The organism is Chloroflexota bacterium, from assembly GCA_020850535.1.
Lineage (GTDB): Bacteria > Chloroflexota > UBA6077 > UBA6077 > JACCZL01 > JADZEM01.
This window is the reverse complement of the sequence record JADZEM010000175.1, coordinates 1-12,392: the sequence shown is the minus strand read 5'-3', so window position 1 is coordinate 12,392 and position 12,392 is coordinate 1. Positions and strand designations below refer to the sequence as shown.

At 67.8% G+C, this 12,392-nt stretch carries 10 protein-coding genes; all 10 read right to left on the bottom strand.

Annotation, left to right across the window (positions count from 1 at the left end; translation table 11 throughout):
* Positions 1-76 precede the first annotated feature (76 nt).
* Positions 77-1,039, bottom strand: coding sequence for a ribose-phosphate pyrophosphokinase (locus tag IT306_25160; protein ID MCC7371732.1), 963 nt, complete (start codon positions 1,037-1,039; stop codon positions 77-79).
* A gap of 267 nt (positions 1,040-1,306) precedes the next feature.
* On the bottom strand, positions 1,307-3,256 hold the full coding sequence (ftsH, locus tag IT306_25155; protein MCC7371731.1) for an ATP-dependent zinc metalloprotease FtsH: 1,950 nt from the start codon (positions 3,254-3,256) through the stop codon (positions 1,307-1,309).
* A 144-nt stretch (positions 3,257-3,400) separates the two neighbouring features.
* Positions 3,401-4,000, bottom strand: coding sequence for a hypoxanthine phosphoribosyltransferase (hpt, locus tag IT306_25150; protein ID MCC7371730.1), 600 nt, complete (start codon positions 3,998-4,000; stop codon positions 3,401-3,403).
* Positions 3,997-5,127 (bottom strand): tRNA lysidine(34) synthetase TilS, encoded by a 1,131-nt coding sequence (gene tilS, locus IT306_25145; GenBank protein ID MCC7371729.1) that lies wholly within the window; start codon positions 5,125-5,127, stop codon positions 3,997-3,999. Before tilS ends, hpt begins: the two co-directional genes overlap by 4 nt.
* Before the next feature lie 57 nt (positions 5,128-5,184).
* Positions 5,185-5,595 (bottom strand): septum formation initiator family protein, encoded by a 411-nt coding sequence (locus IT306_25140; GenBank protein MCC7371728.1) that lies wholly within the window; start codon positions 5,593-5,595, stop codon positions 5,185-5,187.
* Complete coding sequence (locus IT306_25135) at positions 5,588-6,712, bottom strand: M48 family metallopeptidase (GenBank protein MCC7371727.1); 1,125 nt, start codon at positions 6,710-6,712, stop codon at positions 5,588-5,590. Before IT306_25135 ends, IT306_25140 begins: the two co-directional genes overlap by 8 nt.
* A gap of 8 nt (positions 6,713-6,720) precedes the next feature.
* Entirely contained in the window at positions 6,721-7,755 is a 1,035-nt protein-coding gene (locus IT306_25130; GenBank protein MCC7371726.1) for a PD40 domain-containing protein, read from the bottom strand.
* Positions 7,756-7,912: 157 nt separating this feature from the next.
* The gene (locus tag IT306_25125; GenBank protein MCC7371725.1) at positions 7,913-8,836 is read right to left on the bottom strand and encodes a dihydroorotate dehydrogenase; all 924 of its coding nucleotides are present in this window, start codon (positions 8,834-8,836) and stop codon (positions 7,913-7,915) included.
* Between the two features lie 94 nt (positions 8,837-8,930).
* Positions 8,931-9,731 carry a dihydroorotate dehydrogenase electron transfer subunit gene (locus tag IT306_25120; GenBank protein MCC7371724.1) on the bottom strand — a complete coding sequence of 267 codons (801 nt, stop codon included), beginning with the start codon at positions 9,729-9,731 and terminating at the stop codon, positions 8,931-8,933.
* A 10-nt stretch (positions 9,732-9,741) separates the two neighbouring features.
* Positions 9,742-12,392 (bottom strand): carbamoyl-phosphate synthase large subunit (gene carB, locus IT306_25115; GenBank protein ID MCC7371723.1); only part of this gene is annotated, 2,651 nt, incomplete at its 5' end.

The window sequence follows — 12,392 nt, the reverse complement described above, 5'->3', positions numbered from 1 at the left end:
CTTTCCTGAAGCACACGAGAGCCGGGAGGCAATGTGTCCGCGCGGGGACAGCCAGCGACCGAGGCGGCGCTGGCCGTCAGGCCTGGACGCCGAACAGCGCTCCGACCGATCCACCCGTATGAATACGACTAATCGCCTCGCCCAGATGTAGGCCAATGGGCAGAATTCGCAGGCGAGACATCCGCTTGTGCGGATCGATACGGCAGGTGTCGGTCGTGACGAGCGTCGAGATCACGCTGTTCTCGATGCGCTGGATGGCCGGGCCAGACAGGACCGCGTGGGTGCAGGCGGCCAGCACCTCGCGCGCGCCCTCCTGCTTCACGATGGCGGCGGCATTGGTGATCGAGCCGGCCGTGTCGATCTCGTCATCCATGATGATGGCCGTCCGCCCGCGCACGTCGCCGATGATGCCCAATGACTCGCTGTTGCTGTCGTTGCCCAGGCGGCGCTTCTCGACAAACGCCACCGAGCCGCCGATCATGTTGGCGAAGTTGCGCGCCCGCTTGGCAAAACCGAGGTCCGCCGCGACCACCACCGGATCGATGATCTCCATGGCGCGGAAGTAGTCCGCCAGCGGGAACATCGCCGTCAGCTCGTCCACGGGGATGCGGAAGAAGCCCTGCACCTGCCCGGCGTGCAGATCCATCGTCAGGACGCGGTCGCAGCCGGCCACCTGGAGCAGCTCGGCCAGCAGGCGCGCCGTGATCGGTACGCGCGGCTGATCCTTCTTGTCGGAGCGTCCATAGGCGAAATACGGGATGACTGCCGTGATCCGGCTGGCAGAGGCCCGCTTGAGCGCGTCGAGCATGATGAGCAGCTCCATCACGCTCTTGTTGACGGGGGCACAGGTCGGCTGCACCACGAACACGTCGTGCTCGCGGACGTTCTGGTTGATCTTGACGAAGATGTTCTCGTTGGTGAACTCGAAGACTTCCGCTCGACCGAGGGGCACGCCCAGGTACGCACAGATGTCGCGCGCGAGCTGTGGGTGCGCATTGCCCGTGAAGATCGAAAGCTCGCCGTACAAGATCCCTCCCAAACCGAGGACGCCTACCGAAGACCGCGATGACCGCCAGACGGACCGAAGGATACCACCGGAACGCGGACTGTTCCCTCCCAAACTCGCAACGGAACGCCTGAGATTATGGCAACTGCTCTACACTGACGGGCGGCTGATGCAGGTGTAAACGACGGGTGACGACGCCGGTAACGCGCGGGCGCGGGATCCGGTCCCGGCTCGGACATGCGAACGCCCCTACCGTGGTGGTAGGGGCGTTGCTGAACACTCATGCGTGGGGGTGGAGACTCAGGAGCCGGTGGCAGTGCCGGGGATCAGCCTCGGCTTGGGTTGCGGAGCCGGCAAGTCCGACTCCGGACGCGGCTCCTGCGGGGCCGGCGGCACGTCGTTCGTGCTGACCGGCGAGCCTGGGTCATCGCTCCCGATGAAGACCCGCTCCAGGCGATCCCCCTCGATGGTCTCCTCCTGCACCAGCACGTTGGCGAGACGGTCCAGCACCTCGCGTTTCTCGTGGAGGATGCGCTGCGCTTCCAGGTACGCCTGGTCGATCAGCCGCCGGATCTCCTCGTCGATGGCCTCTGCAACCTTCTCCGAGTAGTTCTTCTGCTCGCCGATCTCGCGCCCGAGGAAGACCAGCTCTTCCTTGTGGCCAAGGGCCACGGGACCGAGCCGGTCGCTCATCCCGTACTCCTTGACCATCTTGCGCGCGATGTTCGTGGCGACCTCGATATCGTTCTCGGCGCCGGTGCTCATCTCGCCGAAGACCAGCTTCTCGGCGGCGTGCCCGCCCAGGGTGGCCGCGAGGCGATCCTCGAACTGGGACTTGGTCCAGAGGTAGCGGTCCTCGACCGGCAGGTAGCGGGTGTACCCGCCCATCATGCCGCGCGCGATGATCGAGATCTTGTGGACAGGATCGTGGTTCTTGAGGAAGCGCCCGACCACGGCGTGCCCACCCTCGTGGTACGCCGTGACCAGCTTCTCGCGCTCGGAGATGATGCGGCTGCGGCGCTCCGGCCCGGCGATAACGCGGTCGATAGCCTCTTCCATCTCCAGCATGCCGATGGTCTTCTTGTTGCGGCGCGCGGCCAGGATAGCGGCCTCGTTGATGAGGTTCGCGAGATCCGCGCCCGAGAAGCCCGGCGTCTGCTTCGCCAGCGTGTCCAGCCGAATCGACTTGTCGAGCGGCTTGCCCTTGGCGTGCACTTCGAGGATGGCGCGACGACCGTTGATGTCCGGCTGCGGCAGGACAACCTGGCGGTCGAAGCGGCCCGGCCGGAGCAGGGCGGGGTCCAGCACGTCCGGTCGGTTGGTGGCGGCGATCACGATCACGTTGGTGTTCGTGTCGAAGCCGTCCATCTCGACCAGGATCTGGTTGAGCGTCTGCTCGCGCTCGTCGTGGCTGCCGCCGAGTCCAGCGCCGCGCTGCCGGCCAACCGCGTCGATCTCGTCCACGAAGACGATGCAGGGGGCGTTGCGCTTCGCCTGGTCGAACAGGTCGCGCACGCGAGATGCGCCCACGCCGACGAACATCTCGACAAACTCGGAGCCCGAGATGCTGAAGAACGGCACGCCCGCCTCGCCGGCCACGGCCCGCGAGAGGAGCGTCTTGCCCGTCCCTGGCGGTCCGACGAGCAACACGCCCTTCGGGATGCGCGCGCCCAGCGCCGAGAACTTCTCGGGGTACTTGAGGAACTCGACAACCTCGGCCAACTCCTGCTTCGGCTCCTCGACGCCCGCGACATCCGCGAAGGTCACGGTCGGCTTGTTCCCCATGAACATCCGCGCCCGCGACTTCCCGAAGGAGAGCGCCTGGTTGTTGCTGCCCTGTGCCTGCCGCATCATGAACAGGAGGATCGCGCCGAAGAAGATCAGCGGAAGAAGATTTACCAGCAGACCCAGCCAGTTCGTGAACTGCGGCGGCTCGGTCGGCCGATAGTCGACCCGTCCCCACTCCTCTGGCGTCACACCGTACTTGGACATCACGTCAGGAACGGTGTCGTTGCGCTCCTTGCGAGAGGTGAACTTCCCGCGCCCGGGGATCTCGACGGTCAGCTTGTCCTCGGCCACGTCGATGCGCTTCACCTCGCCACGGCGAACGGCAGCCGCGACCTCGTTCAGCCCCATCTGCGTGTTGTCACGGTCCATGCCGCCAGGCTGGAACACCGTGAAGAAGAGCGCAATGATCGCTACCAGAATGATCAGGTAGACGAAGCTGTTGCGCAGCCACTTCGTATCCATTGAGGCCTCCAGCGCTCCCGCTGCCCGCTCCACCGCGGAGAGCCGCAGTGTAACGGCGGCTGCCCGGCGATTATAGCAGAGGTATTCCAGGCTACCTGTATTGATGACTGACTGCGCAGGCCGCCGATGGTTGCGCGCGGAGCGTCACGAATCGACCGCTGTCGGGGCGGGCTCGGCCGGCCCGGCGTACAGCTCCGGGCGGAGCACGCCGATGTACGGCAGGTTGCGGTACTTCTCGGCGAAATCGAGCCCATACCCGACCACAAATCGGTCTGGGATCGTGAACCCGACGTACTCGACCGGGGCCGACAGGTCGCGCGGACGATCCTTCACCAGCAGGCCGCAGACCCTGATGCTGGCGGGCCCGCGCGCCTCCAGCGAGCGCAGCAGGTAGTCCAGCGTCAGGCCGCTGTCGATGATGTCCTCGACCACCAGGATGTGCTGCCCTTCGACCGACTCTTCCAGGTCTTTCAGGATCCGCACGATGCCGCTCGACTTCGTGCTGGCCCCGTAGCTGGAGACGGCCATGAAGTCGATCTCCAGTGAGAGCTGGATCTGCCGGGCGAGGTCGACCAGGAAGACCACCGCGCCCTTGAGCACGCCGAGCAGGAGCAGCCGCTTGCCGTCGTAGTCGGCGGTGATCTGCGCCCCAAGCTCGGCGATCCGAGCGTTCAGGTCTGCCTCAGAGATCAGGATCTCGGCCATGTCCTGGTCTGGATGCCACTCCAGCGATGTCTCGGTCATCGTGGTCCCTCCACCAGATCGTCAGGTCGATTGGAAGTCGCGGTCGGAGCCACGAAGCGCAGATCGTTGCCGTGCCGTCGGACGACCAGCCCGGCCCCAAGCTCGGCGCGTGGCGGCCCCCAATCGTCGCCTACCAGCAGGGCACGCTCGACAGCCTCAAACCCGATTTCCCAGAACCCTGCCTGCACCGCGAAGTGCCGTACCAGCCGGCGTTGCAGGGCAGGATGTTGCCGTCCCCAGGTGTCGCGCGACACCGTGTGCACGGACGGATCGTCTGGGTCGGGGCGTGCGATGCGTCGCCAGGTCCGCGCTACCAGATCGTCAAGCCATCGCTCCTCGTCGCGCATGGTGATGGCCAGACGACTCAGCCCCCGACCGATAGCGGGATTGTAGGTGCGCAGGACCGGCAGGAGGTGGCTGCGCACGCGGTTCCGAAGGTACGCCGGGTTGGAGTTGGTCTCGTCGGTCAGGTAGCGGATGCCACGCGCCTCACAGTAGGCAACGGTCTCGGCTCGGTCGACTTCAGTCAGCGGTCGTACGAGGCACAAGGTTCGCCCAGGTGCATCCGACGACACCTCACCAAGGGCTGCGGGATCGAGCATCTCGCGATCCTGGATACCCCCCAACCCAGACGGACCACTCCCTCGAAGCAGGTGGAGCAGTACCGTCTCAACCACATCGTCGCGAGTGTGGCCGGTCGCGACGTCGGCTGGCCAGCCTGCTTGGGCGGCGATGGCGTCGCGGATCGCGCGGTAGCGGCCCAGCCGGGCAGCTTCCTCGATGCCGCGTCCTTCGGCCTGGGCTAACGCCGGCACATCAACCGTCAGCATCATCGCGCCCAGTCTGTAGCCATCGGCGACGGATCGCACGTACTCGGCGTCCTCGTGGGATGTCGGCCGCAACGAATGATCGACGTGCACCACCCTGAGACGACGGTGGGCATCTGGCAGCGCCGCGACGAGCGCATCCAACAGGCACAGCGAGTCCACGCCACCGGAGACCGCGACAACCAGCCGCCGTGTCTTCGAGAGCTTGAGTCGGTCCAGGGCCTGCCGTACGGACGTCCGGACCCGCGCCACGACGGGCGGATCGGGGTTGCTCGTCGCCTTCGTGTCTACGGCACTCATCTATCGGAACCGCGACCACCAGTCCGACTCGCCGCAGGCCGAGGCAAATCTGATCGTCTACCGGCCGAAGAGGCCATCGAGGAAGCGGAGCCACGCCGGCTTCTCGGGCGGCGTCATCGTCTGGGCCGGCTCGGGTGCGCGAACCGCCGGCTGGACCGCTGCCGCCGCGGCCCCCTGCGGCAGCACGATCTGCACCGCCGTATCCCCGGGCTTGACCAATCCAAGCTGCTCGCGCGCCACCCGCTCGATGCCAGCATCAGAGCGAGCCTCGTTCAGCTCCTTCTGCAGACGGAGGTTCTCCTCACGCAGGCGGCGCACGTCGGCGCGGATCATCTCCTCCTGGTGGGTCAGCACGTAGTTCTGATACCAACGGTCGCCAATCGAGTAGAAGCCATACACCACCACCGGCAGCAGGAACAGGGCGATCAGGCGTGGGCCAGTGCGCGTGTAGCGGAACAGGTTAGTCACGGCCGGCTGCCTCCGCGCGCTCGACGCGCCGCCAGATCGGTGGGTGGGTGTACAGCAACAGCTCTGCCCAACGGGGAGGACGCTCCTCCGCCAGATTCTGATCGGCCAGCCGCCGCATCGCCGACGCGAACGCCCGGCCCTCGCCCAGCAGGTGGAAGCCGTAGGTGTCGGCGCGCTCCTCAATGGCGCGGCTGACGGCGTTGACGAACGGCATCACGAGCAGACCATACACCGTGGCCCCGAGGATCAGCAGCGGATAGGCGGCGGGATCGCCCAGGTCGCTCGCGCCGAAGGCGCGCAGCAGCGGCTCGCCCACCAGCGCACCGAGCGCCAGCCCGAGCAGCATGCTCGCGACCTGGATCACCAGCAGCCAGATCACGTCACGGTGGACGTGGTGCCCCAGCTCGTGGGCCACGACCGCGCGGATCTCCAGGGCGGGAAAGGTCTCCAGCAGGGTGTCGGCCAGGACGACCCGTCGCGAGCGGCCAAACCCGATCACCGCCGCGTTCGCCTCATTGGTGCGGCGGCTGAAGTCCAGCCGGCTGATGCCGGCCACGGTCGTGCCAGCTTTCCGCACCAGCTCGTGAATCATCATCTCGACGCCCGGATCGTCGAGCGGGCGCGGCTTGAAGAAGATCGGCAGGATCACATAGGGCGCGACGAACGTCAGCGCGACGATGGCGACGACGGCTTCCAGCCAGAAGACCAGCCACCAGAGGCTCGGGAAGGCCCAGACCGTCGCGTAGAACAGGCTGCCGGCCACGGTAGCCAGCGCCAGCCCCAGCAGCCCGGCCTTCACCCGATCCAACAGCCAGCCGCCCACGCCCTGGGTGGAGAGTCCGTAGCGGCGCCCGAGGACGTGACTTCGATAGTACGAGAGCGGCAGCGGGATGACCAGCAGCGCCAGCGTCACCACGGCGACCTGGGCCGGCAGTCCGAGCCACACGGGCATCCCCTGATGCTCGGCCCACCACTGCCCTGTGAGACCGCTCTGCCAGAGCAGCCAGGGAGCCAGCAGCTCCAGCGCCGTCCCGACCAGGAACAATCGACGACGAATCCGGGCAAGCTCAGCGGCCTGGGCGCGGCGCGACGGCTGGGCGGCAGCCTCGGCAGCCACTGGCGTGCTCATCGCGCCCAGGAGAGGCCCGACATCGGATCGATGGCGGCATCGCGGGTGAGCTGGCGCGGCTCGGTCAGCGTGACGCCGTCAGCCGTCTTCGTGACGGTCAGCGTCCAGATCTCGAAGACGCCGCCCTGGCTCGACATGAACGCCACCGTCTTGCCATCTGGCGACCAGACCGGCGACCGCATGAACGGCAGCTTGTCGAAGGTCGCCTGGGTCGTCCCCTCAAGCGTCTGCACAGTCAGCGTCGGCTGCGTGCCGGGCCGCCCCATGTACGCCAGCATCGTGCCGTCCGGCGAGAACGAGGCGTCGAACGCGCCGTTGATCTGCGAGGAGAACTTCTCGTAGGTGCCCTTCGTGACGTCGAGCAGGTAGATCTGGCTCGGGGCGCGGTTGTCCGGCGCGGCGGTGATCGCCAGGTGCGCGCCGCTCGGCTCCCAGGAGATCGAGTCGGCCCAGAGGAGGCCCAGCGCCTCGCTGGTCAACTGGCGGCGGGTGTTGCCATCCTTGGTCGTGATCCAGACCTGGTTGAAGTTCGAGTTCTGGTCGCTGACGTAGGCCAGCCGGGAACCGTCTGGCGACCACGTTGGGCGCATCGCCCAGCTGTTATCCGCGAGCACGGCAGACTGGCTGCGCGTCAGGCGACGCGAGTTGGTGCCGTCTGACGCCATGATGAACAGGTCGGAAAAGTTGTTCGACCAGTAGACGTAGGCGACCTCGGAGCCGTCAGGCGAGAACTGCGGCTGGCTCCAGGTGCCGCCTGTGGAGAACTGGTGGCTGTTCCCGCGCTCCCAGATCCACAGGTTGCCGTCCCGCACGAACAGGATCCTGCCCGCCAGCGTCTCCGCCTGCTGCGCGGGGATCGCCTGCTGCGCCGCCGGCGGGATGCTGGCCGGATTCGGCGCAGCGACAGCGGCCGGCGGCTGCGCGGCACTCGCCATCGGCAGGGTCAGCGAGCCGCACCCACTGAGCGCGCTGACGGACAGGGCGACGGCGATGAGCAGCAGGCGCGGCGATGTCAGACGAGAGACGCGCATGAACGGGGTGCTCCCGGAGCGTGGACCAGGGATGACCATGAGTATGAGCGAGAGCCGCCCGCACGGTCGAGCAGCAACCCGTCTCAGGCCCGGCGCTACGGGCACTTTCCGAAACGATCCGGAGCGCGCCCCGGTTCCCTTGACGAAACGACGCCGCCTACGCAGTCGTGGAAACGGCCGGCCGGGCGGCGGGAGGACGGGCCGCCCCGACGATCTCCGCAATGTCCCTGATGCCCTGCTGCGTCAGGTAGTCCTCAAGCCCGTCGATGATCTCCGTCGCCGTGCGCGGGTTCACGAAGTTCGCCGTGCCGACCTGCACCGCCGATGCGCCGGCCAGGAGATACTGGAGCGCATCTTCCAGGCAGGTCACGCCACCGACGCCGACCACCGGGATCGTCACGATACTGGCGATCTGGTAGACCATCCGTACGATGACCGGTCGGACAGCCGGGCCGCTGAGCCCACCCGTCCGGTTGGCGAGATACGGCTTTCTGGCCTTCACGTCGATGACCATCCCGAGCAGCGTGTTGGCGACCGACAGGCAGTCCGCCCCGGCCTCCTCGACCGCCTGCGCGATCTCGACGATGTTCCCGACGTTCGGGGAGAGCTTGACCATCAGCGGCAGGCTGCTGACCGCCCGGCAGGCCCGCGTGACCGTCGCCGCCGACTTCGGGGTGTCCGCGAAGAGGCGGCCGCCGTCGGTCACGTTCGGGCAGGAGATGTTGACCTCCAGCCCGGCGATGCCCGGCACGCCGTCCAGCGTGCCCGCAAGCTGCTCGTACTCGGCCACGGACTCGCCGGAGATGTTGGCGATGACCGGTACGTGCCAGCGCGCCCAGATCGGGGCCTTCTCCTGAACCACCGCCCGCAGCCCGACGTTCTGCAACCCGATGGCGTTCAGCATGCCAGCCGGCGTCTCCGCGATGCGGGGCGTCGGGTTGCCGTCGCGCGGGCGGACCGTGATCCCCTTGGAGCAGATCGCGCCGAGCCGCTGGATATCCACCAGCGGCTGGTACTCAGTGCCCCAGCCGAAGGTGCCGGACGCCACCAGGACCGGGTTCGGCAGCTCCAGGCCATGCATATTGTTTGGCGCAAGGTTCACGCTCAGGCTCGGCTCGCAGCCAGTGGACTTGCTGCCGCTGGCGGCTGGCTGCTGGCCGTTGGTCACACGTCGATCAGGCACGGCTGCCCTCCCAGACCAGCGTGTCGGCGGGGAAGACCGGGCCGTCCCGGCAGACCCGCTGATACCCCTTGCGGGTCATCACCACACAGCCCAGGCAGACGCCCATCGCGCAGCCCATGTGCTGTTCCATCGAGAGCTGGACCGGCTTCTCGGAGCGCATCGCCCCGGCCACGCCGTACCTCGCCGGGCGGGTGATCCGGGCCACGGCTTCGAGCATCGGCGTCGGGCCGCAGGCGAACACGGCGTCGCACCAGTCCAGGTAGCGCGGCAGCAGCTCCGTCACGAACCCTTTGTGCCCGAGGGTGCCATCGTCGGTGGCGATGGCGTACTCTACGTCGGTCGGCAATTCGTCGGCCGGGAAGACGTAGTCCGCCGTGGCCGCCCCCACCATCAGCACGACCTCACAGCCCTTGCCGAGCGCCTCGACGGCCAGCGCGACCAGCGGCGCGACGCCGTAGCCGCCGCCAATCATCGCCAGCCGCCGAGCGCTCGGGTCGAGCGTGAACGGCTTCCCGAGCGGCCCGAGGACATCCAGCTCCGAATCGAGCGGGCTGCTGGCGATGATCGTGCTGCCCTCGCCGACGGCTCGGACCATCACCGAGATGCCGTCCGGCCGGATCTTGAAGATGCTCATCGGCCGGCGCAGGATCGGATCCCAACCCGGGCCGCAGCGGATATGGACAAACTGCCCAGGGCGGGCCGCTTTCGCCAGCCCCGGGCTCGCCAGATCGAGGACATGGGTCTCCGGCATGATCTGCTCGTTGGCCGTGACCGTCGCGCGGTGAAGATCCATCTGGCTCGCCTCAGCCAACCCGCTGCTCGGCGGGCTGCTCAGCGCCCGGCCGACCGGCCACGTACTCCGACAGTGGCCGAGCGTGCAGCTCGGCCCCCGCCCGCGTCGCCACCTCGACGGCCGCCCGGGCCGTGTCCAGCGAGGTGAAGCAGGGGATCCGCCGCTCGACGGCCGCTCGCCGAATCTGGAAGCCGTCCTTGAGCGGGCCGTGCCGGCCGCTGATGGTGTTGATGACCGCGCCGACCCACCCCTGCTCGACGGCGTCCATCACGTTCGGATGCCCCTCGCTGAGCCGCTTGGTGATCTGGCGGACCTCCAGCCCCAGCCCCTTGATCATCCGAGCCGTGCCCTCGGTCGCCAGCAGCGGGTGGCCGGCCTTCGCCAGCGCCCGGATCATCGGCAGGGCCTCCTCCTTGTCCTTGTCGGCCAGCGAGAGGAGGACCGGGGCCTGCTTCGGGATCATCGTGGCCGAGGCGATCAGCGCCTTCGCCATGGCGAGGTCGCCGTCCCAGTCGACGCCCATCACCTCGCCGGTCGACTTCATCTCGGGGCCGAGGTAGGTGTCCACCTGGGGCAGCTTCGACATCGAGAAGACCGGCGCCTTGACCGCCACCAGCCCGGTCTCGGGATGCAGCCCGCCAGACCAGCCCTGCTCGCGCAGGGTCTTGCCCAGCAGTACCCGCGTTGCCAGATCGACCATCGGCACGCCCGTCACCTTGCTGATGAACGGGATGGTGCGGCTGGAGCGCGGGTTCGCCTCGATGACGTACACCCTCTCCTGGAAGATGACGTACTGGACGTTGAACAGGCCTCGCACACCCAGGCCCAGCCCGAGCCGCCGGGTGTACTCGACGATGTCCGCCCGCTGCTCGTCGGTCAGGTTCGAGGCCGGGTAGATGGCGATGCTGTCGCCCGAGTGGACGCCTGCCCGCTCGACGTGCTCCATGATCCCGGGGATCAGCACGTCCTCGCCGTCACAGACGGCGTCGACCTCGACCTCGCGCCCCTCCAGGTACTTGTCGATCAGGATCGGTCGGTCCGACGAGATCTCGACGGCAGCCGCGAGGTAGCTCTTGAGGTCGATGTCGTTGTGGACGATCTCCATCGCCCAGCCGCCCAGCACGAACGAGGGCCGCACCAGGACCGGGTAGCCGACCAGGTTGGCGATCCGCAGCGCCTCGTCCTCGGCGCGGATGGCCGCGCCCGGCGGCTGCGGGATCTGCAGTCGGACCACCAGATCCTCGAAGAGCCGGCGGTCCTCGGCCAGGTCGACGCTCTGCGAGCCGCCGCCGAGCAGGCTTGCGCCGGCCCGGTGGAGCGGATCGGCCAGGTTCACCGCCGTCTGCCCGCCGAACTGGAAGACGACGGGCGTCTCCTTCGCCTCGGCGTACAGCGACTCGTTTTCGAGGATGTCGAGCACGCTCTCGGCGTCCAGCGGCTCGAAGTAAAGCCGCGACGAGGCGTCGAAGTCGGTGGAGACGGTCTCGGGGTTGCTGTTGATCAGGATGCTCTTGCAGCCGACCGACTCCAGCGCCGCCGCCGCCCGCACCGAGCAGTAGTCGAACTCGATGCCCTGGCCGATGCGGATCGGCCCCGAGCCCAGGATGGCCGCCTTCTGGCCTTCGAGCGGCTGCGCCTCGTTCTCCTGCTCGTAGGAGCCGTAAAAGTACGGCGTCACCGCCTCGAACTCGGCGGCGCAGGTGTCCACCATCTTGTAGACCGGTCGGAGACCCCAGGCCCGCCGCCGCGCCCGCACCTGCGAGATCGACTCGTCGGCCAGGGTGGCGATCTGGGCGTCGCCAAACCCGAGCCGCTTCGCCTGCCAGACCAGCGGCTTGGTCAGCGGCTCGCTCAGCAGCCGCTTCTCCATCTGCACCAGCTTTTCGAGCTTGTGGACGAAGAACGGGTCGATGCCAGATCGCGCCTGGATCTCGTCACGCGAGACGCCCCGCCGCAGGGCCGCCATCAGCGCCCACAGCCGAACGTCGTTCGGCGTCTCGATGAGCGGCCAGATCCGGTCCAGGCCGCCGGGGCCGGTCCAGGACGGGTCTTCCCAGAGGAAGGTGCGGCCCCGGAACTCCAGCGAGCGGATCGCCTTCTGGAGCGCACCCTCAAACGAGCGGTCGATGGCCATCACCTCGCCGGTCGCCTTCATCTGGGTGCCGAGCGCCCGGTCGCCGGTCCCGAACTTGTCGAACGGGAAGCGCGGGATCTTGACGACCAGGTAGTCCAGGGCCGGCTCGAAGGCGGCCGTGGTGCGCTTGGTGACGGCGTTCGCGATCTCGTCCAGCCGCTTGCCGATGGCGATCTTGGCCGAGACGCGGGCGATGGGGTAGCCCGTGGCCTTCGAGGCCAGCGCCGAGGACCGGCTGACGCGGGGGTTGACCTCGATCACGTAGTACTGGCGCGACCGCGGGTCCAGCGCGAACTGGACGTTGCAGCCGCCTCGGATGTCGAGCGCGCGGATGATCTTGATCGCCGCCGTCCGCAGCATCTGGTACTCGTAGTCGGAGAGCGTCTGGCTGGGGGCCACCACGATCGAGTCGCCCGTGTGGACGCCCATCGGGTCGATGTTCTCCATGTTGCAGACGACGATGCAGGTGTCGGCGGCGTCGCGGAGCACCTCGTACTCCAGCTCCTTCCAGCCGATCAGCGACTGCT